At 65.6% G+C, this 23,584-nt stretch carries 24 protein-coding genes and 1 pseudogene; 20 read left to right on the top strand and 5 right to left on the bottom strand.

The annotated features are described in order from the left end of the window. The first annotated feature begins 23 nt into the window (after window positions 1-23). Complete coding sequence (prfA, locus tag AC1M0F_RS07645) at window positions 24-1,103, top strand: peptide chain release factor 1 (RefSeq protein ID WP_480237626.1); 1,080 nt, start codon at window positions 24-26, stop codon at window positions 1,101-1,103. Between the two features lie 282 nt (window positions 1,104-1,385). On the opposite strand, the gene epsC is transcribed toward prfA, so the two are convergent. After that, window positions 1,386-1,949, bottom strand: coding sequence for a serine O-acetyltransferase EpsC (epsC, locus tag AC1M0F_RS07640; protein WP_480237625.1), 564 nt, complete (start codon window positions 1,947-1,949; stop codon window positions 1,386-1,388). A 3-nt stretch (window positions 1,950-1,952) separates the two neighbouring features. Continuing rightward, a complete protein-coding gene (gene cysK / locus AC1M0F_RS07635) occupies window positions 1,953-2,891 on the bottom strand; it encodes a cysteine synthase A (RefSeq protein ID WP_480237624.1) in 939 nt (312 codons plus the stop codon). A gap of 176 nt (window positions 2,892-3,067) precedes the next feature. Between cysK and prmC the strand changes: the two genes are divergently transcribed. Then, window positions 3,068-3,940, top strand: a complete 873-nt coding sequence (gene prmC / locus AC1M0F_RS07630; RefSeq protein WP_480237623.1) for a peptide chain release factor N(5)-glutamine methyltransferase — start codon at window positions 3,068-3,070, stop codon at window positions 3,938-3,940. A 12-nt stretch (window positions 3,941-3,952) separates the two neighbouring features. Here prmC and AC1M0F_RS07625 read toward each other — a convergent pair whose 3' ends face one another. Then, window positions 3,953-4,885: a TetR/AcrR family transcriptional regulator gene (locus tag AC1M0F_RS07625; RefSeq protein WP_480237622.1), complete on the bottom strand. Its 933-nt coding sequence runs from the start codon at window positions 4,883-4,885 to the stop codon at window positions 3,953-3,955. A gap of 117 nt (window positions 4,886-5,002) precedes the next feature. Here AC1M0F_RS07625 and AC1M0F_RS07620 point away from each other — a divergent pair, with 117 nt between their 5' ends. The 14 genes from AC1M0F_RS07620 (at window position 5,003) to AC1M0F_RS07555 (ending at window position 16,912) form a co-directional block, all read left to right on the top strand. Next, a complete protein-coding gene (locus AC1M0F_RS07620) occupies window positions 5,003-5,899 on the top strand; it encodes an ATP-binding cassette domain-containing protein (protein ID WP_480237621.1) in 897 nt (298 codons plus the stop codon). After that, on the top strand, window positions 5,896-6,678 hold the full coding sequence (locus tag AC1M0F_RS07615; RefSeq protein ID WP_480237620.1) for an ABC transporter permease: 783 nt from the start codon (window positions 5,896-5,898) through the stop codon (window positions 6,676-6,678). The genes AC1M0F_RS07620 and AC1M0F_RS07615 overlap by 4 nt, the downstream gene beginning before the upstream one ends. Before the next feature lie 84 nt (window positions 6,679-6,762). Next, window positions 6,763-7,449, top strand: coding sequence for an L-threonylcarbamoyladenylate synthase (locus tag AC1M0F_RS07610; RefSeq protein WP_480237619.1), 687 nt, complete (start codon window positions 6,763-6,765; stop codon window positions 7,447-7,449). Next, entirely contained in the window at window positions 7,446-8,729 is a 1,284-nt protein-coding gene (locus AC1M0F_RS07605; protein ID WP_480237618.1) for an MraY family glycosyltransferase, read from the top strand. Before AC1M0F_RS07610 ends, AC1M0F_RS07605 begins: the two co-directional genes overlap by 4 nt. After that, on the top strand, window positions 8,726-9,172 hold the full coding sequence (locus AC1M0F_RS07600; protein WP_480237617.1) for a Cg1360 family ATP-synthase-associated protein: 447 nt from the start codon (window positions 8,726-8,728) through the stop codon (window positions 9,170-9,172). Before AC1M0F_RS07605 ends, AC1M0F_RS07600 begins: the two co-directional genes overlap by 4 nt. Before the next feature lie 165 nt (window positions 9,173-9,337). Further along, a complete protein-coding gene (gene atpB / locus AC1M0F_RS07595; protein ID WP_480237616.1) occupies window positions 9,338-10,135 on the top strand; it encodes a F0F1 ATP synthase subunit A in 798 nt (265 codons plus the stop codon). 47 nt (window positions 10,136-10,182) lie between these two features. After that, window positions 10,183-10,419: an ATP synthase F0 subunit C gene (gene atpE / locus AC1M0F_RS07590; protein WP_452041330.1), complete on the top strand. Its 237-nt coding sequence runs from the start codon at window positions 10,183-10,185 to the stop codon at window positions 10,417-10,419. A 29-nt stretch (window positions 10,420-10,448) separates the two neighbouring features. After that, window positions 10,449-11,000, top strand: coding sequence for a F0F1 ATP synthase subunit B (locus AC1M0F_RS07585; protein ID WP_480237615.1), 552 nt, complete (start codon window positions 10,449-10,451; stop codon window positions 10,998-11,000). Further along, window positions 11,000-11,794: a F0F1 ATP synthase subunit delta gene (locus AC1M0F_RS07580; RefSeq protein ID WP_480237614.1), complete on the top strand. Its 795-nt coding sequence runs from the start codon at window positions 11,000-11,002 to the stop codon at window positions 11,792-11,794. The genes AC1M0F_RS07585 and AC1M0F_RS07580 overlap by 1 nt, the downstream gene beginning before the upstream one ends. Window positions 11,795-11,843: 49 nt before the next feature. Beyond that, window positions 11,844-13,481, top strand: a complete 1,638-nt coding sequence (atpA, locus tag AC1M0F_RS07575; protein ID WP_480237613.1) for a F0F1 ATP synthase subunit alpha — start codon at window positions 11,844-11,846, stop codon at window positions 13,479-13,481. A 3-nt stretch (window positions 13,482-13,484) separates the two neighbouring features. Further along, window positions 13,485-14,384: a F0F1 ATP synthase subunit gamma gene (locus AC1M0F_RS07570; protein WP_480237612.1), complete on the top strand. Its 900-nt coding sequence runs from the start codon at window positions 13,485-13,487 to the stop codon at window positions 14,382-14,384. Between the two features lie 26 nt (window positions 14,385-14,410). Continuing rightward, complete coding sequence (atpD, locus tag AC1M0F_RS07565) at window positions 14,411-15,877, top strand: F0F1 ATP synthase subunit beta (RefSeq protein WP_480237611.1); 1,467 nt, start codon at window positions 14,411-14,413, stop codon at window positions 15,875-15,877. A gap of 2 nt (window positions 15,878-15,879) precedes the next feature. After that, window positions 15,880-16,143 carry a F0F1 ATP synthase subunit epsilon gene (locus tag AC1M0F_RS07560; RefSeq protein WP_480237610.1) on the top strand — a complete coding sequence of 88 codons (264 nt, stop codon included), beginning with the start codon at window positions 15,880-15,882 and terminating at the stop codon, window positions 16,141-16,143. A gap of 28 nt (window positions 16,144-16,171) precedes the next feature. Next, entirely contained in the window at window positions 16,172-16,912 is a 741-nt protein-coding gene (locus AC1M0F_RS07555; RefSeq protein WP_480237609.1) for a YaaA family protein, read from the top strand. A 13-nt stretch (window positions 16,913-16,925) separates the two neighbouring features. On the opposite strand, the gene AC1M0F_RS07550 is transcribed toward AC1M0F_RS07555, so the two are convergent. Both AC1M0F_RS07550 and AC1M0F_RS07545 read right to left on the bottom strand, forming a co-directional pair. After that, window positions 16,926-17,507 carry a DNA-3-methyladenine glycosylase I gene (locus tag AC1M0F_RS07550; protein ID WP_480237608.1) on the bottom strand — a complete coding sequence of 194 codons (582 nt, stop codon included), beginning with the start codon at window positions 17,505-17,507 and terminating at the stop codon, window positions 16,926-16,928. Window positions 17,508-17,570: 63 nt separating this feature from the next. Further along, a complete protein-coding gene (locus tag AC1M0F_RS07545) occupies window positions 17,571-18,104 on the bottom strand; it encodes a methylated-DNA--[protein]-cysteine S-methyltransferase (RefSeq protein ID WP_480237607.1) in 534 nt (177 codons plus the stop codon). A gap of 110 nt (window positions 18,105-18,214) precedes the next feature. Between AC1M0F_RS07545 and AC1M0F_RS07540 the strand changes: the two are divergent. The 4 genes and pseudogenes from AC1M0F_RS07540 to AC1M0F_RS07525 all read left to right on the top strand — a co-directional run bounded on the left by AC1M0F_RS07540 (window position 18,215) and on the right by AC1M0F_RS07525 (window position 23,545). Further along, window positions 18,215-19,191: pseudogene (locus tag AC1M0F_RS07540) on the top strand (aldo/keto reductase). 46 nt (window positions 19,192-19,237) lie between these two features. Continuing rightward, window positions 19,238-19,855, top strand: coding sequence for a TetR/AcrR family transcriptional regulator (locus AC1M0F_RS07535; protein ID WP_480237606.1), 618 nt, complete (start codon window positions 19,238-19,240; stop codon window positions 19,853-19,855). Beyond that, window positions 19,845-21,578, top strand: a complete 1,734-nt coding sequence (locus tag AC1M0F_RS07530) for an ABC transporter ATP-binding protein (RefSeq protein ID WP_480237605.1) — start codon at window positions 19,845-19,847, stop codon at window positions 21,576-21,578. Before AC1M0F_RS07535 ends, AC1M0F_RS07530 begins: the two co-directional genes overlap by 11 nt. Further along, a complete protein-coding gene (locus tag AC1M0F_RS07525) occupies window positions 21,575-23,545 on the top strand; it encodes an ABC transporter ATP-binding protein (protein ID WP_480237604.1) in 1,971 nt (656 codons plus the stop codon). The genes AC1M0F_RS07530 and AC1M0F_RS07525 overlap by 4 nt, the downstream gene beginning before the upstream one ends. Window positions 23,546-23,584: the final 39 nt, after the last annotated feature.

The raw sequence follows: 23,584 nt of genomic DNA, 5'->3' as shown, positions 1-23,584 counted from the left end.
AAATCGCAAAGGACGGATAGACAATGTTTGAATCGGTACAGGTGCTGATCGATGAGCACAAGGACCTCCAGGAACAGCTCGCCGACCCAGCGGTCCACGCGGACCCCGCGAGGTCGAAGAAGATCAACAGGCGCTATGCCGAACTCTCCAAGATCATCGCGGCGCACAACGCGTGGCTCGAGGTGCAGGACGACCTCGCTGCTGCCCGTGAGCTGGCGAAGGAAGACGACGCGTTCGCCGCCGAAGTCCCCGGCCTCGAAGAAGGATTGGCCACAGCACAGGAGAAGCTGCGTCGTCTGCTGATTCCGCGCGACCCTGACGACGGGCGCGACGTCATCATGGAGATCAAGGGTGGCGAGGGTGGAGCCGAGAGCGCACTGTTCGCGGCCGACCTGCTCCGGATGTACCTGCACTATGCCGAGTCCAAGGGCTGGAAGACGGAACTCCTCGAGCGGACCGAGAGCGATCTCGGCGGCTACAAGGACGTCCAGGTCGCCATCAAGTCGAACGCCACGGATCCCTCGCAGGGCGTCTGGGCGCACCTCAAGTACGAGGGTGGCGTGCACCGGGTGCAGCGCGTGCCGGCGACCGAGTCGCAGGGACGCATCCACACCTCGACCACCGGAGTGCTCGTCTTCCCCGAGGTCGACGCCCCCGAAGAGGTCGAGATCAGCCAGAACGACCTGAAGATCGACGTCTACCGCTCCAGCGGCCCCGGCGGCCAGTCGGTGAACACGACGGACTCCGCGGTGCGCATCACCCACCTCCCCACGGGGATCGTCGTGGCGATGCAGAACGAGAAGAGCCAACTGCAGAACCGGGAAGCCGGCATGCGTGTGCTTCGCGCCCGCATCCTCGCCCGCAAGCAGGAGGAGCAGGCGGAGCTCGACAGCGCCAAGCGCAAGACACAGATCCGCACGATGGACCGGTCGGAGCGCATCCGCACGTACAACTTCCCCGAGAACCGGATCGCCGATCACCGCACCGGCTACAAGGCGTACAACCTCGACGCCGTGATCAACGGAGCGCTCGATCCGCTGATCGAATCGGCCATCCGTGCCGACGAAGAGGCGCGTCTCGCCGACATCGGCGACCAGGGCTAGGTCGCACTCTGACGCACGAAAGCCGGTCGCCCTCGGGGTGGCCGGCTTTCTGGTTCATCCGTCGCGTGACCGCACCGCTTCGTTGGTCGCAAACGGTCGTTAAGGCGCGGGCTTACCCGCCGTACGCGACCAATGAACGCCGAAACGGATGCCGGGTGGCGGCTTCGACGACGGCATCCCTACATCCGTCGTATGTGCCGGTTTTGACGCCGGTTTCCCGGCATTCGCGACGGATGACCCTGTCCGCGCCGAACCCGACGCCCACCCCGCTTCGCCAACAGGTCAGATGTGGTACTCCGGGTCGGTGAGCCCGTAGGTCTTGCCAGGCTCACGCGGCCGCGCGATGGCGGGAATCCCGACCAGCAGCGACAGCGGCGGCGCATCCTTGGTGACAACGGCGTTCGCGCCGACGATGCTTCCTGCACCGACAGTGATCGGGCCGATGATCTTCGCCCCAGCTCCCACTTGCACGCCGTTCCCCAGCGTCGGATGCCGCTTCTCCCTGCCCCGTGACTTCCCGCCGAGCGTGACGCTGTGGTACAGCATCACGTCGTCGCCGATCTCCGCCGTCTCGCCGATGACGACACCCATGCCGTGGTCGATGAAGAACCGCCGGCCGATGACGGCACCCGGGTGGATCTCGACGCCGGTGAGGAAACGGGTGAACTGCGACAGCAGACGCGCAGGCATCCGGGCGCCTGTCGTCCAGAGGCGATGGGTCAGCCGGTACGCCCAGATGGCGTGCAGGCCGGAGTAGGTGATGAAGATCTCCACCGAACCGCGCGCGGCAGGATCGTGCACGCGCGCGGCGGTGATGTCTTCCCGGATTCGGGAGAGAGCCGACATGTCTTAGTCGGCGAGATCTGACCAGAGGGGCGTCGAGATGTACCGCTCTCCGGTGTCGCAGACGATCGCGACGATTCGCTTGCCCGCGTTCTCGGGGCGCTTCGCCAGCTCCGTGGCAGCCCAGATGATCGCGCCGGACGAGATCCCGGCGAGGATGCCCTCCTCGGCCGCGAGTCGCTTGGCGACCTTGATCGAGTTCTCGAAGGTGACGTCGATGACCTCGTCGTACACGGTGGTGTCGAGGATCTCGGGGATGAAGTTCGCCCCGATGCCCTGGATCTTGTGCGGGCCAGGCGCGCCGCCGTTGAGGATGGGGGAGTCGATCGGTTCGACGGCGACGACGGTCACTTCGGGCTTGCGCTGCTTGAGAACCTGCCCGACACCCGTGATCGTTCCGCCAGTGCCGACGCCGGCGACGAAGATGTCGATGTCACCGTCGGTGTCGCGCCAGATCTCCTCAGCGGTGGTCTTGCGGTGGATCTCGGCGTTCGCCTCGTTCGCGAACTGCTTCGCGAGGATGGCGCCAGGAGTGGCTTCGACGATCTCTTCTGCCCGGGCGACAGCGCCCTTCATGCCGAGCCCGGGCTCGGTGAGCACCAGTTCGGCGCCGAATGCACGCAGAAGAACGCGCCGCTCGGAGCTCATGGATGCCGGCATCGTGAGGATGACCTTGTAGCCGCGCGCGGCTCCGACGAGGGCGAGGGCGATGCCCGTGTTACCACTCGTTCCTTCGACGATCGTCCCGCCCGGCTTCAGCGCGCCTGCGGCCTCCGCGGCGTCGACGATGGCGACGCCGAGGCGGTCCTTCACGCTCGAACCGGGGTTGTAGTACTCCAGTTTCGCGAGCACCGTGGCTCCTGCGCCATCGGTCACCCGGTTCAGCTGGACCAGTGGGGTGTTGCCGAACGCCTCGGTGATATTGGCGTAGATCTTTCCAGCCACGTATATGCTCCTTGGGTTATGGTCTGCGTCTGGCGCAGTCGTCGGGGTAACAGCTTATTCCCGCTCCAACCGGGATGTCTCCTCGCACATTCCGGATGTCACGGGATTCGGCTGCGGGTAGGCTCGATTCCCGGCGGTGTCTCCCTCCCGCTCTCCCCAGACAGGCAGGCCACTCCATGACCGCGATGACCGCGACAGTCGGCGCCCTTGTGAGCCACACCGGCGAGGTGCTGGCGAGGGCCGGCGTCCCGAGCCCGGACGTCGACGCCGAACTTCTCGTCGGCCACGTCCTCGGCCTCGGCAGGGGTGAGGTGCAGGCGGCAGGACTCACAGGACGCCCGGTTTCCGAACAGGACGCGGCCACGATCGCACTCCTCACCGACCGGCGCGCCCAGCGAGAGCCGCTCCAGCACATCCTCGGCCGTGCCGCTTTCCGCTCCCTCGATCTTGCCGTCGGGCCGGGCGTTTTCGTACCCAGGCCGGAGACCGAGCAGGTCGTTCAGTTCGCGATCGACGCACTCAGATCGATGCCGGACCCGGAGCCGATCGGCATCGACCTCGGCACCGGTTCGGGCGCCATCGCCCTCGCGATGGCCACAGAGGTCCCGAATGCCCTCATCTACGCGGCCGAGAACTCGGTCGAGGCGTTCTTGTGGGCCCGGCAGAACTTCACCGAGACGGCAGCAGCGAACGCGACACTCGTGTTCGAGGACCTGGCCGGGGCGTTTCCTGAGCTGGACGGGAAGGCATCCGTCGTCATCTCGAACCCGCCGTACGTGCCTGATGCCGCGATTCCTCGCGACCCGGAGGTGCGCTTCTACGACCCGGCCGCAGCGCTCTACGGGGGAGAGGACGGACTCGACGTCGTCCGCCAGCTGTCCGGAACGGCCGCGAGGCTCCTCCGCCCGGGTGGCACCCTCGTCATCGAACACGGAGAGCTGCAGGGTCAGGCGATCCGTGACATCCTCACGGCCGACGGCTGGCGCGCCGCCGCGACCTTCAGGGACCTGACTCAGCGCGACCGCACGACGACAGCCGTTCGGAGCTAACAGCAAAGCCCGCTACCCGCGCTCTGCGGCCTTCGCTCCGCGTTCCCTGGCTTTCGCGATAGCTTCGCGCTCACGCCTGCGCGCTTCGCGAAGTTTCACCTCGGCATCGTGCCTCAGCCGCGCCGCTTCGCGGACGGCCCTGTCCTTCGGGAAGTGATCGTCGGCCATGGAGTGCTCGCTGCGAGGAACGGCGTCTGCTCCTGGCTCGGCCATCACGGCCTCGATCCCGTCGAGAATCGCCTGCAGCCCGAACCGGAACGGGTCCTCACCGCTCTCAGGCCCCATCGCCCCTGCTGCGAGTGCCCGATGCACGGCCGGGAATCGGTCGGGGGTGGCCAGTGAGGCGAGAATGCGTTCCTCGAGGCGGTCGAACTCCTCCGACGCGATGCCCGCCTTGACGCTCGCCTCCACGTAGCCGCGCTCGATGCTCGCCTGCCAGCGGGAGTGACCGGTGACGGCGAGAGCGGCCGCAAGTCTTTGGTGCTCCGACAGCGGCGTGTCCGCGAGCGACTCGAGGGCGGCGTCCATCCACGAGAGGTTGTTGGGCGTCATCGGGATGCCGGTGATCGGGATGTCGAGGAGCCACGGGTGGGCGGCGTAGGTCGCTATCGCGTGCGCATGCCAGGCAGACATGGCCTCCCTCCAGCCCTCAGGTGCATCATCGGCGGCAGAGGGAACCCCGGTCCCGTGCTCCTGCATCAGGAGGATCAGATCGTCCTTGGCGCTCACGTATCGGTAGAGAGACATCGTCGTGAAACCCAGCTTCGCAGCGACGCTCGACATCGATACGGATGCGAGGCCCCCGGCGTCGGCAATCTCGATGGCCGCGTCGACGATCCCCTCGATGCTCAACTCACGCTTGGGCCCGCGCTGGGGATTGGTGGCGACACCCCAGGCCAGGGCGATGCCGCGCGGCAGTTCGGGTCCGTCGTCCTCGATGTCCATCGGCTTCCATTCTGATCGGGCTTGACGACCATCCTAGGACTGTGTATATGTTAAACAGTAACGTATGTGCCATAAACAGTTTACGCCGCAGACCGGCGAGACGGAAGGATTTTTCCCATGAAGACCGCCATCGAGATGCAGGGGGTGAGCAAGTCCTTCGGCTCACTTCACGTCCTCGACGCCATCGACCTCGCCGTCCCAGAGGGCACCATCTTCGCCCTCCTCGGCCCGAATGGTGCCGGAAAGACGACGATGATCAACATCCTGGCCACCCTCGTGGCCCCGGACTCGGGATCCGCCACCGTCGCCGGTCACGACGTCGTCGGTGCGAAGACGGCGGTCAAGCGGGCGATCAGCCTGACCGGCCAGTCCGTCGCCGTCGACGAGGTCCTGACGGGCGATGAGAATCTGCGGATGATGTCCAGGCTGTGGGGTCTCTCCCGCAGGGAGTCCGCGCACAGGTCCGCAGAACTCCTCGACACCTTCGGCCTCCAGACCGCAGGGCGCAAACCGGTGAAGACCTACTCGGGAGGCATGCGCAGGCGGCTCGACCTGGCCCTCAGCCTGATCGGGATGCCCGCTGTGCTGTTCCTCGACGAACCCACGACTGGCCTCGACACCAGGAGCCGTCGTGAACTGTGGTCGCTGATCCGGGACCTGCGGACCGCAGGAACAACCGTCTTCCTCACGACCCAGTACCTCGAGGAAGCCGACGAGCTGGCCGACCACATCGCCCTCCTCTCGACCGGGCGGATCGTCGCCGACGGGTCGCCGGCCGAGCTCAAGGCGCGGGTCGGGGGAGAGGTCGTCGAACTGCGTTCGCCCGACGACGTCGTTCTTCGGTCAGTGCCCACCGATGGTTCAGCGGACGGACTCCGCGCCGCCATCGATCAACTCGATGTCGACGCCGGCCCAGGGTGCACGATCGGACTCCGATCGCCGAGCCTCGACGACGTCTTTCTCCAGCTCACCGATCGGGATGGAATCGCCCAGGCTGCCCGGGTGCGGTCATGACCGCGGTCACGGCGTCACGCCGGGTCTCCTGGGGCGTCAGTGAGATCACGTTCATCGACAGGAGCCTCAGGCGGTCGATCCGCAACGTCGACGCGCTGCTCATGGCGATCCTGCTCCCCGTGCTGCTCATGTTCATGTTCACGTTCGTCTTCGGAGGGTCGATTGATCCCTCGGGCGACTACGTCAACTACGTCGTCCCCGGCATCATCCTCCTCTGCGCCGGTTTCGGCGCCTCATCGACCGCCGTCGACGTCGCGACGGACATGACGACCGGCATCATCGACCGTTTCCGCACCCTCCCGATCCCAGCCACAGCCGTGCTCACCGGCCACGTCGTCGCGAGCCTCATCCGCAACCTGGTCGCGACTGCCGTCGTCGTCGGCGTCGCACTCGCCGTCGGCTTCCGGCCGACGGGCGGGTTCCTGGAGTGGGTGGGTGCGATCGCGATCGTGTCGTTGTACATCCTCGCGATCACCTGGCTCTTCGCGGCCATCGGACTCGCTGCGTCCAGTCCGGAGGCGGCGAACGGGTACGGCTTCATCCTGCTGTTCCTGCCGTACCTGTCGAGCGCGTTCGTCGAGGTCGACACCCTTCCGGCCTGGCTCGGCCCGCTGGCCGAGCATCAGCCCATCACTCCGATCATCGAGACGATCCGCAGCCTGCTGATGGGGACGCCGATGGGAGACAGCGCCCTCCTCGCTGTCGGCTGGTGCCTCCTCATCCTGGGGATCGCGATCGGATGGGGGACCTGGCTGTTCCGCCGCAAGGGTGCACGATGACGACGGGCGGCGGTCGGTATCGATACGGTCTCCGACCGCCCGTTTGCGGCATCCTCCCACCGGCCCCGGGATAGAATCGGCGGGATGTCTCGCCTCTTCGACTGCTCCCAGGATTCCGACCTCCTCACCGGTATGCGTCTCGCGCGCGCCGCCGTCCGCAGGGGCGAACTCGTCGTCATACCCACCGACACCGTCTACGGCGTCGCTGCGGACGCATTCTCGCCGCAGGCCGTCCAGAGGCTGCTCGACGCGAAGGGTCGCACGCGCCAGTCGCCTCCGCCCGTCCTCGTGCCCGGCATCGCAACGCTCGAGGCCCTCGCGGCCGAGGTCCCCGACGCCGTACGGAAACTCGTCGACGCGTTCTGGCCGGGTGGCCTCACCATCGTGCTGCCCGCCCAGCCCTCGCTGGCCTGGGACCTCGGCGACACCGACGGCACGGTCGCCGTCCGGATGCCAGACAACCGCATCGCACTCGAGCTGCTCGAGGAGACCGGACCGCTCGCGGTGTCGAGTGCCAACCTCACCGGCAAGCCCGCGGCGACCACGGCAGCAGAAGCCCTCGACATGCTCGGCGATTCGGTCGACACCTACCTCGACGGCGGTCAGAGCCAGTCCACCGCGTCGACGATCGTGGATGCCACCGCTCTCGTCGCTCCGGACGGCAAGGTGACCATCCTCCGCGAAGGCGCCATCAGCCGCGAGCAGCTCCACGAGATCCTCGGCGACCTGCTCGAAGACCCGCCGGCTGAGGACGGTGCGTCGACGGCATGATCCTCTATGCCCTCATCGCGGCGGCCACGGCACTGATCACCTTCCTGCTGTCCATCGTCGTCTACAAGCTGGCGCTCCGGTACAAGCTCTACCCGAAGATCCGCGAACGGGATGTCCACACCCGACCGACGCCCCGCCTCGGCGGTGTGGCGATGTTCGGCGGGGTCGTCGCCGCGTTCGGACTCGCCTATCTGATCTCGAGGGTCACCCCGTTCTTCGAGCAGACGTTCAACCCGCCCGGATCGATCCTCGCCATCCTCGGCGCCTCGCTCCTCATCGTCGTCATCGGCATCGCCGACGACATCTGGGACCTGGACTGGATGATCAAGCTCGCCGGGCAGTTCATGGCCGCTGGTCTCATCGCCTGGCTCGGCGTGCAGATCTACTCGCTGCCGATCGGCGGCCTCACGGTCGGGTCATCGTGGATGTCGGCGGCTCTGGCGGTTTTTGCCATCGTCCTCGTCATGAACGCGGTGAACTTCATCGACGGACTCGACGGCCTCGTCGCCGGTGTCGGACTGATCGCCAACGGCGTCTTCCTCGTCTACGGCTACCTGCTCGTGCGCGACCTCGGCCAGTCGACCTACTTCAACCTCTCCCTGCTCATCTCCGCGGTGCTTGTGGGCGCGTGCGCCGGTTTCCTGCCGCTCAACTGGCACCCGGCCAAGATGTTCATGGGCGACGCCGGGGCGCTCCTGGTCGGGCTTCTGATGGCCACGTCTGCTGTCGCGATCACCGGCCAGATAGATCCGTCTGCGCTCAATGCGGACCCGACCGGCGGCGGGGGAGTCGGCCGCAGCGAGCTGCTCGGTGCGTTCATCCCGATCATCCTGCCATTCGCGATCCTCATCGTTCCGTTGCTCGACTTCGCACTGGCCGTCTTCCGCCGGCTGCGTGCCGGGAAATCCCCGTTCAGTGCCGATCGGATGCACCTGCACCACCGCCTGCTCGACATGGGACACTCCCACCTGCACGCCGTGCTCATCTTCTACGCGTGGACGACCGTCATCGCGCTGTCCTGCCTGATGTTCTTCGTGTTCCAGCCCTATTGGATCGCGCTCGGGTTCCTCCTCGTCGGCGTCGTGGCGTGCACGATCGTCACTCTCGCCCCGCTCGGCCGCCGGAAGGCAGCCGAGGTCACCGCCCAGACCGCGCCAGAGGGCTCAGGGACCGCAGATTCGCTCGCGGTGTACGACCCTCTCGACGAGGCCTCGGACGAACGGGACCCTGACGCCCCAGTACCCGACCCGCTCCCCGTAACGAACAAGGACCCCAGATGAAGTCTGCAGCCATCTTCCGAGCCAGCCTCAAGTGGGGCGGCCTCCTGTCGCTCGCCCTGGCTGTGATCGGGGGCACGCTCGGCTACCTGGTCGACGGCAACCGAGGGCTTGTCAGCGCACTGATCGGCACCGCAATGGCCGTCGTGTTCCTCGGGATCACCGCCGCGAGCATCCTGTTCGCCAACCGCTGGTTCGGCACCGACCTGTTCGTCCCGATCTTCTTCGGCGTCGTCATGGGTGGCTGGCTGGTCAAGTTCGTGCTCTTCCTCGTGCTGGCCGTTGTACTCAGGGAACAGCCATGGATCAACACCACAGTGCTGTTCCTCAGCGTCATCGCTGGGGTCATCGTGTCCCTCGTCGTCGACGTCATCATCGTGTCGAAGTCACGCATGCCGTATGCCAGTGACGTGACCCTTCCCGGGGATGGCAAGCCCTCCAATTAACTTGGGTCTGGATTCGTCCGGTCGGCCATCATTTGATAGTGTTATCGGAGATTCCCCGCCCGAACATGTCGCAAGAAGTATGTGCGTCGGGCACTTCCCACCGTTCGTCGTCGCGAGAGCTTCGCTTCACGCCCGAAACAGGAGAGCGCGCTGTTAGCTAACGCTGTGAACTTACTGGTTCAGACCTCAACCGACGACGGGACCTTCCACGGGCCGTCGATCAACGAATTCTTCCCGGACATCATTCTGTTCGAGGGCACCGGATTCGACGTCAACCGGATCATGCTGATCCGCCTCCTGGCGGTCATCGCCCTGGTCATCGTGTTCTGGCTCGGCACCCGCAACATGAGGGTCGTTCCGGGCAAATTCCAGAGCCTCATCGAGATGGCCCTCGACTTCGTACGCGTCAACATCGCCGAGGACCTCCTCGGCAAGGTCGACGGAAAGCGGTTCCTGCCGATCCTCACCACGATGTTCTTCATGATCTTCACCATGAACATCACGGGCATCATCCCCGGCCTCAACATCGCGGGAACGTCTGTCATCGGTGTGCCGCTCGTGCTCGCGTTGATCTCATACGTGACCTTCATCTACGCCGGTATCAAGAAGAGCCCGGGCAAGTTCTTCAAGAACTCCCTCTTCCCCGCCGGCGTGCCGTGGCCTGTCTACATCATCGTGACCCCGATCGAGTTCATCTCGACGTTCATCATCCGGCCGGTGACGCTGACCCTTCGACTCCTGATGAACATGGTCGTCGGCCACCTCCTGCTCGTCCTGTTCTTCGCGGCGACCCAGTTCTTCGTGTTCACGCTCGGTGGCTGGTTCATCGCCCTCGGCGCGGTCACCTTCGCCTTCGGCTTCGCTTTCACCCTGTTCGAAATCCTGGTCGCACTGCTCCAGGCTTATGTCTTCACCCTGCTCACCGCGGTTTACATCCAGCTCGCGGTAGCTGAAGAGCACTAACAAGAGCCGGCATCCGCCTGCTCTTACATCACGGAAGGAAACATCACGTGGACGCAACAACCGTTCTCGCCGAGATCAACGGAAACATCGCGACGGTCGGTTACGGTCTCGCAGCGATCGGCCCCGCCATCGGCGTCGGCATCGTCGTCGGAAAGACCATCGAGGGTGTCGCCCGCCAGCCTGAGCTGGCCGGCCGACTGCAGGTCCTGATGTGGATCGGTATCGCCTTCACCGAGGCACTCGCCTTCATCGGTATCGCCACCTACTTCATCTTCCAGCCCTAGACCTCTTTCACCCCTCGTAAGGAGGCAAGATGCTTCACGCACTCGTTGCGGCGGCTGAAGAGGGCGCTACCAAGAACCCTCTGATCCCCGAGTTTTACGACATCTTCTGGTCGGCGGTGTGTTTCGTCATCCTCTTGGCGCTCTTCTGGAAGCTCGTTCTTCCGAAGATGCAGGTCATGCTCGACGAGCGTTCTGCGGCCATTGAGGGCAACATCGCCAAGGCCGACGAAGCACAGCGCCAGGCCGAGGCCGCGCTCGAGCAGTACACCGCTCAGCTCGCCGAAGCCCGCCAGGAGGCCGGCAAGATCCGTGAGTCCGCCCGCGAGGACGGCAAGCAGATTGTCGCCGAAGCGCGGAGCCAGGCCACGATCGAAGCCCAGCGCGTCACCGTGAGCGCCCAGGCACAGATCGAGGCCGAACGTCAGGCAGCACTCGTCTCGCTTCGCAGCGAAGTGGGCACGCTCGCGATCGACCTCGCAGGCAACGTCATCGGTGAGACTCTCGCGGACGACGCGAAGGCCACGGCCATCGTCGACCGGTTCCTCGCCGACCTCGAAGCTTCGGAGAAGGCAAAAAACTAATGGGAAGCGCAACTCGGGAAGCACTGGCTTCGTCGAAGAAGGCTCTGTCCGACCTCGGCACGACCGACCTGACCACGGCCAGCGAACTCTTCGCTGCCGGTCGGGTCGTCGGCGACTCCGGCCAGCTTCGCTCGCTGCTGGCCGACCCGTCTGCTGAGAGTTCGGCCAAGGGTGCGGTCATCGACCGTGTCTTCGGCTCACGGCTCGGTGCCCAGGCCGTCGGACTTCTTCGGGACCTCGCCGGTGCGCGCTGGTCAAGCGCCGACGATCTTCTCGGCGGTATCGAGGAACTCGGTCTTCGGGCAGCGGCTCTCTCCGCAGGTCCGGATGCCCGCCTCGAGGCTCAGCTCTTCTCATTCGGCCAGGTCGTCTCCTCCGATGCGGAACTCGAGCTCGCGCTCGGCTCCAAGCTCGGAGCCCAGGACGCCAAGGCTGCGCTGGTGGACAGCCTGCTCAACGGCAAGGGTTCACCCGAAAGCGTCGAGATCGTCAAGCACCTGGTGTTGCAGCCTCGCGGCCGTCGCATCGGTGAACTGCTTCGCCACGCGGCATCCGTCGTCGCAGACCAGAACGGCTTTATCGTCGCGACGGTCACCAGCGCAACACCCCTCGGACCGGTCCAGCTCGATCGCCTCGAGAAAGGCCTCGCCGCGCAGTACGGGCGGGCAGTCCGGCTCAACCAGGTTGTCGACCCCGCCGTCATCGGAGGCCTGCGCGTGCAGGTCGGCGACGACGTCATCGACGGCAGCATCTCCTCGCGCCTCGGCGAACTCAGACTTCAGCTTGCTGGCTAACGCCAGTACAACGTAGGGGACACACGTCCCCACACAGATAGGGAAGAAGATGGCAGAACTTACGATCAGCCCCGACGAGATCCGGGATGCTCTCAAGGACTTCGTCACGGCTTACGAGCCGGGTAAGGCGACCACCACCGAGGTCGGTTACGTCACCGACGCCGGTGACGGCATCGCCCACGTTGAGGGACTGCCAGGCGTGATGGCCAACGAGCTCATCCGCTTCGCCGACGGCACCCTGGGCCTCGCCCAGAACCTCGAGGAAGACGAGATCGGTGTCGTCGTCCTCGGTGAGTTCGGCGGAATCGTCGAGGGCATGGAAGTCACTCGCACCGGGGAGGTGCTCTCGACCCCGGTCGGTGACGCATTCCTCGGCCGCGTGGTCGACCCGCTCGGCGCGCCGATCGACGGTCTCGGTGAGATCAAGGCAGAAGGCCGCCGCGCCCTGGAGCTCCAGGCTCCTGGCGTGATGCAGCGTAAGAGCGTGCACGAGCCCATGCAGACCGGAATCAAGGCCATCGACGCCATGATCCCGATCGGTCGCGGCCAGCGCCAGCTCATCATCGGTGACCGCCAGACCGGCAAGTCGGCGATCGCGATCGACACCATCATCAACCAGAAGGCCAACTGGGACTCCGGCGACGTCAACAAGCAGGTCCGCTGCATCTACGTCGCCATCGGTCAGAAGGGCTCGACGATCGCGGCTGTGAAGGGCGCGCTCGAAGAGGCCGGCGCCATGGAGTACACGACCATCGTCGCCGCTCCTGCGTCCGACCCTGCCGGCTTCAAGTACCTCGCACCGTACACGGGCTCGGCCATCGGCCAGCACTGGATGTACGGCGGCAAGCACGTCCTCATCGTCTTCGACGACCTGTCCAAGCAGGCTGAGGCCTACCGCGCCGTTTCGCTCCTCCTCCGTCGTCCGCCGGGACGCGAGGCATACCCGGGTGACGTGTTCTACCTGCACTCCCGCCTGCTCGAGCGTTGCGCCAAGCTGTCCGACGAGCTCGGTGCCGGATCGATGACCGGTCTTCCGCTCATCGAGACGAAGGCGAACGACGTCTCGGCCTACATCCCGACCAACGTGATCTCGATCACCGACGGCCAGATCTTCCTGCAGTCCGACCTGTTCAACGCCAACCAGCGTCCGGCAGTCGACGTGGGTATCTCGGTCTCGCGAGTCGGTGGTGACGCCCAGGTGAAGAGCATCAAGAAGGTTTCAGGAACCCTGAAGCTGGAGCTCGCCCAGTACCGCTCGCTTGAGGCGTTCGCAATGTTCGCGTCCGACCTCGACCCGGCCAGCCGCCGCCAGCTCGCTCGCGGCGCTCGGTTGACGGAGCTGCTGCGCCAGCCGCAGTACTCGCCGTTCCCCGTGGAGAACCAGGTCGTCTCGATCTGGGCCGGTACGAAGGGCAAGCTCGATGAGGTTCCGGTCGAGGACATCCTGCGGTTCGAGAGCGAACTGCACGACTACCTCGCCCGCAACACCCAGGTGCTGACGAAGCTGCGCGACACCAACGTGCTCGACGACGACACCGTCTCCGAGCTCGATGCTGCTGTCGACAAGTTCAAGCTGGAGTTCCAGACCGGCGAGGGCAAGCCCCTCAACGGACCGGGCTCAGAGCAGTTCACCGAGCTTCCGGCCGAGGATGTCAACCAGGAAAAGATCGTCAAGGGACGTCGATAAGTAATGGGCGCACAACTTCGGGTCTATACGCAGAAGATCAAGTCTGCGCAGACGACCAAGAAGATCACCAAGGCGATGGAACTCATCGCCGCCTCGCGCATCGCGAAAGCGCAAGCGCGGGTAGCGGCATCAGGTCCATACTCCCGGGCGATCACCCGCGCGGTGTCAGCCGTGGCGACGTATTCAAACGTCGACCACGTGCTGACCACCGAGCCGGAGACGATCGAGCGGGCAGCCGTCGTGATCTTCGCGTCCGACCGCGGCCTCGCCGGCGCGTTCAACTCGCAGGTCCTGCGTGAAGCAAACGAACTCGCCGAGCTGCTCCGCAGCCAGGGCAAGGACGTCGTGTTCTACCTCATCGGTCGCAAGGCCGTCGGGTACTTCACCTTCCGCAAGCGCGCGAGCGAAGGCCAGTGGGTCGGCGAGAGCGAGAACCCGACCTTTACCATGGCTCAGGAGATCAGCGCTGCGCTTCTCGAGAAGTTCATCGTGGATGCATCCGAAGGCGGTGTCGACGAGATCCACATCGTGTACAACCGCCTCGTCAGCATGATGAGCCAGGTCCCCGAGGTCGTGCGACTGCTTCCCCTCGAGGTCGTCGAAGGTGTCGAAGAACCGGACGACAAGACGGTTCTGCCGCTGTACGAGTTCGAACCGGATGCCGAGAGCGTGCTTGACGCGCTGCTGCCCGTCTACATCGAGAGCCGTATCTTCAACGCCCTGCTCCAGTCCGCTGCTGCGAAGCACGCGGCCACGCAGAAGGCGATGAGCTCGGCCAGCGAGAACGCGGACAAGCTCATCACCGACTACACGCGGCTCCGCAACAACGCGCGTCAGGCCGAGATTACCCAGCAGATTTCCGAGATTGTCGGCGGCGCAGACGCACTGTCGTCCGCCAAGTAACGCGATTACGAAGAGAGAAGAAGAGCATGACAGACATTGCCACCGCTCAGGACACGACGAGTGAGGTGAAGGCCGGCGCAACCGGCCGTGTCGCCCGCGTCACCGGTCCGGTTGTTGACATCGAGTTCCCGCACGACGCGATCCCCGGTATCTACAACGCCCTGAAGACGACCGTCAACATGGCCGGCGAGACCCAGGTCATCACACTCGAGGTCGCACAGCACCTCGGTGACGACCTCATCCGCGCCATCGCGTTGAACCCGACCGACGGACTCGTCCGCGGCCAGGAAGTGACCGACTCCGGCTCGCCCATCACCGTGCCCGTCGGCGACGTCACCAAGGGCAAGGTCTTCAACGTCATCGGAGAGGTCCTCAACGCCGAGCCCGGCGAGAAGATCGAGATCACCGAGCGTTGGCCGATCCACCGCAAGCCTCCGGCATTCGACCAGCTCGAGTCGAAGACCGAGCTCTTCGAGACCGGCATCAAGTCGATCGACCTCCTCACCCCGTACGTCCTGGGTGGAAAGATCGGACTCTTCGGTGGTGCAGGTGTCGGCAAGACCGTCCTCATCCAGGAAATGATCCAGCGCGTCGCTTCCGACCACGGTGGTGTCTCGGTGTTCGCCGGTGTCGGTGAGCGTACCCGTGAGGGCAACGACCTCATCCACGAAATGGAAGAAGCGGGCGTCTTCGACAAGACCGCCCTCGTCTTCGGCCAGATGGACGAGCCGCCAGGAACGCGACTCCGCGTCGCCCTCTCGGCACTCACGATGGCGGAGTACTTCCGCGACGTGCAGAAGCAGGACGTGCTGTTGTTCATCGACAACATCTTCCGCTTCACGCAGGCAGGTTCCGAGGTCTCCACCCTTCTCGGTCGTATGCCGTCCGCCGTGGGTTACCAGCCGAACCTCGCCGACGAGATGGGTATCCTCCAGGAGCGCATCACCTCGACCCGTGGCCACTCGATCACGTCACTGCAGGCCATCTACGTTCCTGCTGACGACTACACCGACCCCGCTCCGGCGACGACGTTCGCGCACCTCGATGCGACCACCGAACTGTCGCGTGAGATCGCGTCGAAGGGCCTCTACCCGGCCATCGACCCGCTCACGTCGACCAGCCGCATCCTCGACCCGCGTTACATCGGTGATGACCACTACAACACCGCCGTCCGGGTCAAGGCGATCCTTCAGAAGAACAAGGAACTCCAGGAGATCATCGCGATCCTCGGTGTCGACGAGCTGAGCGAAGAAGACAAGATCACGGTCGCCCGTGCACGTCGCATCCAGCAGTTCCTCTCGCAGAACACCTACATGGCGAAGAAGTTCACCGGTGTCGAGGGTTCGACCGTTCCGCTCAAGGAGACCATCGAGTCCTTCTCGGCGATCGCCAGTGGCGAGTTCGACCACGTTGCCGAGCAGGCGTTCTTCAACGTCGGTGGCATCAACGACGTCGAAGAGCGTTGGGCTCAGATCCAGAAGGAGAACGGCTAGTCATGGCATCGCTGCAGGTCAGTGTTGTCGGGGCGGACCAGGAAGTCTGGTCAGGCACCGCTTCGATGGTCATCGCCCGCACGGTCGAGGGAGAGATCGGTATTCTCCCCGGCCACGAGCCGATGCTTGCCATTCTCGCCGAGGGTGAGGTCCGTGTGACCGCTGAGAACGGTCAGAAGATCGTCGCGACAGCGGCCGACGGATTCCTGTCGGTCGAGAACAACACCGTGACAGTCGTGGCCGGCAACGCCAGCCTCGTCAAGTAATTCCGCCGCAAGGCAACCGCAACGCCCCGTGCTGATTCTGCTCCCTCCGTCTGAGACGAAGCGAGCAGGCGGCACGGGGCGTTCGCTGTCCCTCGACCGGTTGCGGTTCCCCGGGCTCACCGAGGCACGGCGTTCGCTTGCCGACGACGTTGCCGCTCTTTCGCTCGACACGGATGCCGCCGTCGCGGCTCTGAAGCTGGGGCCGAAGCAGCGCGGAGAAGCCGAGTCGAACCGGATCCTGTGGGAGTCTCCCACCCTGCCTGCACTCGACAGGTACACCGGCGTCCTCTTCGACGCGCTCGACGCGGCATCCCTGTCCGAACCGGCGCGGGCGTTCGCCGGGAGGCACCTGGTGATCCACGCGGCGCTGTTCGGCCCGGTCGGCGCCCTCGATCCGATTCCGGCGTACCGGCTGTCGCACGACTCCCGCGTGCCCGGGCGCCCACTCAAACGCCACTGGCGCACGGCCGTCGCGGCATCACTCGCCGAGGAGCCAGGGCTCGTGCTCGACCTGCGCTCCGAAGCGTACGTCGCGCTCGGCCCCGCCCCTGATGGATCACATTTCCTCCGCGTCCTCACCGAAGGCGCCGGTGGAGCGCGTCGGGCCCTCAACCACTTCAACAAGAAGGCGAAGGGTGAGTTCACGAGGGCCATCCTCGAGGCCGGAATCGTGTTCACGACCGCCGACGAACTCCTCGACTGGGCTCCGACGACCGGTTTCCGGCTGGAACGTCACTCAGACGGCAGCGAGCTCGCACTGATCGTCTGATCACGCCGCGCTCTCAGGCGGTGGCTCGCCAGCACCCGGAGACGTGGTCGTCGACGAGACCGGCCGACTGCATGAGCGCGTACATGGTCGTCGGTCCGACGAACCGGTAGCCGCGTTTCCGCAACGTTGCGCTTAGCGCAGACGACTCAGGGGTGATCGCCGGGATGTCATTCAGCTGCTCGGGTCGTGGCCGCCGCGCCTCAGGCTGGAAGCTCCAGACCAGGTCGGAGAGGCTCTCCCCGAGCTCCCTGGTGACCCTCGCGTTGCCGATGACCGCCTCGATCTTTCCCCTGTGCCTGATGATCGCGGCATCCTGGACGAGCCGTTCGACGTCGTCAGGCGTCATGGCTGCGACGGTGTCGATGTCGAAGCCGGCGAAGGCTGCGCGGAAGGCCGGGCGCCGCCTGAGGATAGTGATCCACGAGAGACCGGCCTGGAAGCCCTCGAGGCTGATCTTCTCGAACACGGCCTGGTCGCCGACGAGCGGTGTACCCCATTCCTCGTCGTGATACCGGACGTACTCGGGGTCGGAGCCGACCCAGGCGCAACGGGCCCGGGAATCGGCACCGGCGATCACGGAGGGGGAGGTGGTCACAGGTGCATCCTTCGATGTCAGGGGGCCGGACGACCCCGACGTCGTCAGGATAGCCGAGTCCGGTCACCGGTAGGGGATGCCTTCGTGTTCGAGCAGCCAGTGCTTGGCCGCCACCCCACTGCCCTGGCTGTAGCCGACGACGCGGCCGCCGCTGGAGAGGACGCGGTGGCAGGGGATGAGCAGGGGAGCGGGGTTGGCGCGTATTGCTCCGCCGACCGCGCGACCGGCGATGCCGAGCCCGGCATCGTGGCCGAGTCGGCCGTAGGTCGTCGCCTCGCCGAACGGGACGGTGCCGAGAGCAGTCCAGATGCTCTGCTGGAATTCCGTTCCCTCGACGGACAGGGGAACGTCGAAGCGTCTCCTGCCGCCGTCGAAGTACTCAGCCAGCTGCTCGGCGGCGCGGACGAGCACGTCGACGGAGGACTCGCGGTAGCCGTCTCGCGGCAGCCTGCCGTCGCGTTCGATCCGCAGGCCGGTCACAGAGGTCCCGTCACTCGTGAGCTCGATCCTCCCGAGCGGACTGGGAACGCGGATGAGGCCGACGGGCCGGTCGAAGAGGGTGGGTTGGGGTTCTCGGGTCTGGGCGCGTGTCGTCATGCAGAGACGGTACGACCGAACGCGGCACGCGCACCGGATGACGCCAGAGCTGTGGGCATCCGGTTCATGCCGGTCGCGCTGTGGAGGAGCCGCGGCGCTAGCCTTGGGAGATGGCAGAAATCGAATACCGCACACTCGGCACCAGCGGCCTCCGCGTCTCGACGATCGGACTCGGCTGCAACAACTTCGGGCGGCTCGGTACCGCCAGCGAGAGCCAGGAGGGGACGAACGCCGTCATCTCCGCAGCCATCGACGCCGGCGTGACACTGTTCGACACCGCCGACATGTACGGCAAGGAGCCCGGCCTCAGCGAGACCCTCATGGGCAAGGCACTCAAGAGGCGCAGGGACTCCGTCGTACTGGCGACCAAGTTCGGCCACGCCGGTGCCGAGGTCGGGATCGAGGGCTGGGGAGCCAAAGGGTCGAGGCGGTACGTCCGACTGGCCGTCGAAGCATCGCTTCGGCGCCTCCAGACCGACTGGATCGACCTGTACCAGCTGCACACGCCGGACCCGGTGACGCCGATCGAGGAGACCCTTTCGGCGCTGCACGACCTGATCACAGAGGGCAAGGTGCGCTACATCGGCCACTCCAACCTCGCCGGATGGCAGGTGGCCGAGGCCGACCTCACCGCCGAGCTCCCGGACACCCGAAGTTCATCTCCTCGCAGAACGAGTTCAGCCTCCTCGTGCGGGACGCCGAACGCGAGGTACTCCCTGCGGTACGGCACTTCGGCCTCGGATTCCTGCCTTACTTCCCGCTGTACAACGGCCTGTTCAGCGGCAAGTTCAGCCGCGACGGCGGCCCGGCTGACTCGCGCATCATGCGTCAGCGCAGCCATCTGCTCGAGAGCGCGCCGTGGGACGCGATCGAGTCGTTCCAGGCCTTCTGCGACGAGCGCGGCATCACCATGCTTCAGGCCACGTTCGCCTGGCTGCTCGCCCAGCCGGCCCTGACGAGCGTGATCGCCGGAGCGACGAGGCCAGAGCAGATCCTGCAGAATGCGGATGCCGCGACGGCGTGGCATCCGTCGGCAGACGAACTCGAGACGATCACCGCTCTGTTCGCTCCCCGCGAAGAGGAGTAACGCTCCCGGGGTAATGAGTGAGCGCTCACTCCGTTACGATTGCGGGGTGACCACAACCCCTTCATCCGTGCTCCCAGGCCGGGCGGCGCCGCTGTCTCCCGACGACAGGCGATCGATGATCATCGACGCCGTGCTTCCGCTGCTGCTCGAGAACGGGAGCAGCGTCACCTCTCGCCAGATCGCCGAGGCAGCCGGCGTTGCCGAGGGCACCATCTTCCGTGCGTTCGGCGACAAGGAGAGCCTTCTCAAGGCGGCTGTCACCCGCTACCTCGACCCGGCGCCGCTGCTCAGGGAACTGGATGCCATCGACTCCGGCCTCCCGCTCGACGCGAAGATCCGCCTCATCCTCGGCGCGCTCCGCCATCGTTTCACCGGGGTGTTCGCCGTGATGTCGACGCTCCGCGAGGAGGACCGCCCCGCACCGGTCTCGATGCGCGACGACATCGCCGAGCGGGTCGCGGCCGCCCTCGGCGCAGACCAGGAGAAGCTCGGCTGGAGCGCCGCGCAGGTCGCCCAGCTTGCGCGACTCCTCGCCTTCGCCAGCTCATTCCCGCTGCTCACCGCAGGCAGCGCTTTCACCGACGACGAACTGACCGAGTTCATTCTGCACGGCATCGTCGGTTCACCCGACACCGGCACCACCAGGGACACCCATGCTCGCTAAACTCACCGGACGCTACCTGAAGCCGCACTGGCCGCTTCTCGTCGGCGTCATCGTCTTCCAGCTGGCGCAGTCGATCGCGTCGCTGTATCTCCCGACGCTCAACGCCGACATCATCGACAACGGGGTGGCCACCGGCGACACCGAATACATCATGCGGGTCGGCATGATGATGCTCGGGATCACGCTCGTCCAGGTGCTCTGCGCCATCGTGGCCGTGTACTTCGGCGCGAAAGCGGCGATGGCACTCGGGCGAGACCTCCGCCAGGCGGTCTTCGACCGCGTCTCCGAGTTCTCGGAACGTGAAGTGTCGTCGTTCGGCGCCCCTTCGCTCATCACGAGGAGCACCAACGACGTCCAGCAGGTGCAGATGCTCGTGCTGATGACCGCGACGCTCATGGTCTCGGCGCCGATTCTCGCCATCGGCGGTGTCGTGCTCGCGCTCGGACTCGACCTCCAGCTGTCGTGGCTGATGGCCGTCGCCATCCCCGTGCTCCTTATCGCCGTCGGGCTCATCATCGTGCGCATGATCCCGCTGTTCCAGTCGATGCAGCGCCGGATCGACCGGATCAACCAGGTCATGCGGGAGCAGCTCACCGGCATCCGCGTCGTCCGTGCGTTCGTCCGTGAGGACGTCGAGACCACCCGGTTCGAGAAGGCCAACGACGAGTTGACCGATGTCGGACTCCGCACCGGCCGTCTGATGGCGATCATGTTCCCGATCGTCATGCTCGTGCTCAACGTCTCGAGCATCGCCGTGCTCTGGTTCGGAGCGTTCCGCGTCGAGGAAGGCTCCATGCAGGTCGGCACGGTGATGGCGTTCCTGCAGTACCTCATGCAGATTCTCATGGCCGTGATGATGGCGACCTTCATGGCTGTCATGATTCCGCGCGCGGCCGTCAGCGCCGACCGGATCGGAGAGGTGCTCGATACCGACTCCTCGGTGCGCCAGCCCTCATCGCCTGTCGTCACCCTGGACACTGCAGGGAGCATCGTCTTCGACGGGGTTTCGTTCTCCTACCCGGGGGCGGACCAGCCTGTGCTGAGGAACCTGTCCTTCGCCATCCAGCCCGGGACGACGACGGCGATCATCGGTTCGACCGGAGCGGGGAAGACCACACTGGTCAACCTGCTGCCCCGGCTGTTCGACGCGACCGCCGGCCGGGTGCTCGTCGACGGCGTCTCCGTCGCGGAGACGGATCAGGATCTGCTCTGGTCGAAGATCGGCATCGTGCCGCAGAAGCCCTACCTGTTCTCGGGCACCGTCGCATCGAACCTCAGGTACGGGAAGCCCGGCGCCAGCGACGACGAACTCTGGCACGCACTCGAGGTCGCACAGGCCAAAGACTTCGTCGAGGCGCTCCAGGACGGCCTCGACGCGCCGATCTCACAGGGCGGATCGAACGTCTCCGGCGGTCAGCGCCAGCGGCTCGCGATCGCGCGGGCACTCGTCAAGCGCCCCGAGATCTACGTCTTCGATGACTCGTTCTCCGCCCTCGACCTCGCGACGGATGCCAGGCTCCGCGCGGCGCTCGCACGGGACGTCGGCGACGCCACCCTCGTGATCGTCGCCCAGAGGGTGTCGTCGATTCTCGGTGCAGACCAGATCCTCGTGCTCGAAGACGGCGCGATCGTCGGGCTCGGCACTCACGACGAGTTGCTCGAGCGCTCGACCACGTACCGCGAGATCGTGGAATCACAGCTCACCACAGAGGAAGCATCATGAGCGACACAGAGACCGAGACCGAAAACCGCGTCCCCGCTCGCCCACCGCGCGGCGGCGGACCGTTCGGTGGCGCAGGGATGCCGGCCGAGAAGTCGATGAACTTCGGGCCGAGCGCCAAGCGGCTGATGAAGCGCCTGCAGCCCGAGTGGCTCCCTCTCGTGGCCGTGACGATCCTCGCGGTGATCAGTGTCACGTTTTCGGTGATCGGCCCGCGCATCCTCGGTGACGCCACGAACATCATCTTCGAGGGCGCGATCTCGGCGAACCTGCCCGCGGGCGCGACCCAGGATCAGATCGTCGACGGTCTCCGTGCCGACGGTCAGGCCCAACAGGCAGACATGCTCGCCGGCATGAACCTCGACCCCGGGTCAGGGATCGACTTCGAGGCGCTCTCGCGGGTGCTGTTGCTCGTACTCGCCATCTACGCTCTGGCGTTCCTGTTCGGCTGGATCCAGGCGCTCGTGCTCAACGGCGTGGTCCAGCGGACCATGTACCGGCTCCGCGAGGACGTCGAGACGAAGGTGAACAAGCTTCCGCTGTCGTACTTCGACAAGATGCCGCGCGGTGAGCTGCTCAGCCGGGTCACCAACGACATCGACAACATCTCGCAGACGCTCCAGCAGACCCTCAGCCAGGTCCTCGTGTCGCTGCTGACGGTGGTCGGCGTGCTCGGGATGATGTTCTCCATCTCACCCCTCCTTGCCGTGATCGCCCTTGTCACCATCCCGCTCACCGTGCTCATCACCGCGGTGATCGCGAAACGGTCGCAGAAGAAGTTCGTCGCCCAGTGGGCACACACCGGTGAGCTGAACGCGCAGATCGAGGAGATGTACTCCGGACACGCCATCGTGAAGGTGTTCGGTCGGTCGCGCGAGGTCGGCAAGCGATTCCAGGAGAAGAACGACGAGCTGTACCAGGCGAGTTTCGGCGCCCAGTTCATTTCCGGCATCATCATGCCGTCGATGATGTTCGTCGGGAACCTCGTCTACGTGGCCATCGCCGTCGTCGGTGGCCTGCAGGTCGCCACGGGGGCCCTGAGCCTCGGCAGCGTGCAGGCGTTCATCCAGTACTCGCGCCAGTTCACCCAGCCGCTCACGCAGCTCGGATCGATGGCCAACCTGCTCCAGTCGGGTGTGGCATCCGCCGAACGCGTCTTCGAGCTCTTCGACGCCGACGAGCAGTCGCCTGACCCCGCAGTGCCGGTGACGCCGACAGACGATGTCGGACGGCTCGTGTTCGAGAACGTGTCGTTCAGCTACTCGCCCGAGAAGCCGCTCATCCAGGACCTCGACCTCGTCGCAGAGCCGGGCCACACGATCGCGATCGTCGGTCCGACCGGCGCGGGGAAGACGACCCTGGTCAACCTGATCATGCGCTTCTACGAGCTCGACGGCGGCCGCATCACGCTCGACGGCGTCGACATCGCCCAGATGACGAGGCTCGACCTCCGCAGCAGGATCGGCATGGTGCTCCAGGACACCTGGCTGTTCGGCGGCACGATCCGCGACAACATCGCGTACGGGCGACCGGATGCCACGGAGGACGAGATCCTCGCCGCTGCCCGCGCCACCTATGTCGACCGGTTCGTGCACTCCCTCCCGGATGGGTACGACACCGTGCTCGACGACGAAGCGTCGAACGTCTCAGCGGGTGAGAAGCAGCTGCTCACCATCGCGCGCGCGTTCCTCGCCCAGCCGAGCGTGCTCATCCTGGACGAGGCCACGAGCTCGGTGGACACCAGGACCGAGGTCCTCGTCCAGAAGGCGATGTCGACCCTCCGACAGGATCGGACGAGTTTCGTCATCGCTCACCGGCTCTCCACCATCCGGGACGCGGACCTGATCCTCGTCATGGAATCGGGGCGGATCGTCGAGCAGGGCAGCCACGACGGGCTGCTCGCCCAGGGCGGCGCGTATTACAACCTGTACAACTCGCAGTTCGCAGCACCGGTCAACGACGAGGTGTAGTCCTCCACAGTCCGGGCCGACCGGACGGTTCTCCACAGC

The sequence above is a fragment of the Mycetocola sp. Y719 genome (assembly GCF_056713205.1).
Note: the sequence above shows the minus strand (reverse complement) of the source record. Positions and strands in the feature narration are given on the sequence as shown.

Excerpts from the sequence above, each read along its gene's own strand:
- prfA (WP_480237626.1), top strand. The coding sequence starts at position 24 with ATGTTTGAATCGGTACAGGTGCTGATCGATGAGCACAAGGACCTCCAG.
- epsC (WP_480237625.1), bottom strand. The coding sequence starts at position 1,949 with ATGTCGGCTCTCTCCCGAATCCGGGAAGACATCACCGCCGCGCGCGTG.
- prmC (WP_480237623.1), top strand. The coding sequence starts at position 3,068 with ATGACCGCGATGACCGCGACAGTCGGCGCCCTTGTGAGCCACACCGGC.
- AC1M0F_RS07625 (WP_480237622.1), bottom strand. The coding sequence starts at position 4,885 with ATGGACATCGAGGACGACGGACCCGAACTGCCGCGCGGCATCGCCCTG.
- AC1M0F_RS07620 (WP_480237621.1), top strand. The coding sequence starts at position 5,003 with ATGAAGACCGCCATCGAGATGCAGGGGGTGAGCAAGTCCTTCGGCTCA.
- AC1M0F_RS07615 (WP_480237620.1), top strand. The coding sequence starts at position 5,896 with ATGACCGCGGTCACGGCGTCACGCCGGGTCTCCTGGGGCGTCAGTGAG.
- AC1M0F_RS07610 (WP_480237619.1), top strand. The coding sequence starts at position 6,763 with ATGTCTCGCCTCTTCGACTGCTCCCAGGATTCCGACCTCCTCACCGGT.
- AC1M0F_RS07605 (WP_480237618.1), top strand. The coding sequence starts at position 7,446 with ATGATCCTCTATGCCCTCATCGCGGCGGCCACGGCACTGATCACCTTC.
- AC1M0F_RS07600 (WP_480237617.1), top strand. The coding sequence starts at position 8,726 with ATGAAGTCTGCAGCCATCTTCCGAGCCAGCCTCAAGTGGGGCGGCCTC.
- AC1M0F_RS07585 (WP_480237615.1), top strand. The coding sequence starts at position 10,449 with ATGCTTCACGCACTCGTTGCGGCGGCTGAAGAGGGCGCTACCAAGAAC.
- AC1M0F_RS07580 (WP_480237614.1), top strand. The coding sequence starts at position 11,000 with ATGGGAAGCGCAACTCGGGAAGCACTGGCTTCGTCGAAGAAGGCTCTG.
- atpA (WP_480237613.1), top strand. The coding sequence starts at position 11,844 with ATGGCAGAACTTACGATCAGCCCCGACGAGATCCGGGATGCTCTCAAG.
- AC1M0F_RS07570 (WP_480237612.1), top strand. The coding sequence starts at position 13,485 with ATGGGCGCACAACTTCGGGTCTATACGCAGAAGATCAAGTCTGCGCAG.
- atpD (WP_480237611.1), top strand. The coding sequence starts at position 14,411 with ATGACAGACATTGCCACCGCTCAGGACACGACGAGTGAGGTGAAGGCC.
- AC1M0F_RS07560 (WP_480237610.1), top strand. The coding sequence starts at position 15,880 with ATGGCATCGCTGCAGGTCAGTGTTGTCGGGGCGGACCAGGAAGTCTGG.
- AC1M0F_RS07545 (WP_480237607.1), bottom strand. The coding sequence starts at position 18,104 with ATGACGACACGCGCCCAGACCCGAGAACCCCAACCCACCCTCTTCGAC.
- AC1M0F_RS07530 (WP_480237605.1), top strand. The coding sequence starts at position 19,845 with ATGCTCGCTAAACTCACCGGACGCTACCTGAAGCCGCACTGGCCGCTT.
- AC1M0F_RS07525 (WP_480237604.1), top strand. The coding sequence starts at position 21,575 with ATGAGCGACACAGAGACCGAGACCGAAAACCGCGTCCCCGCTCGCCCA.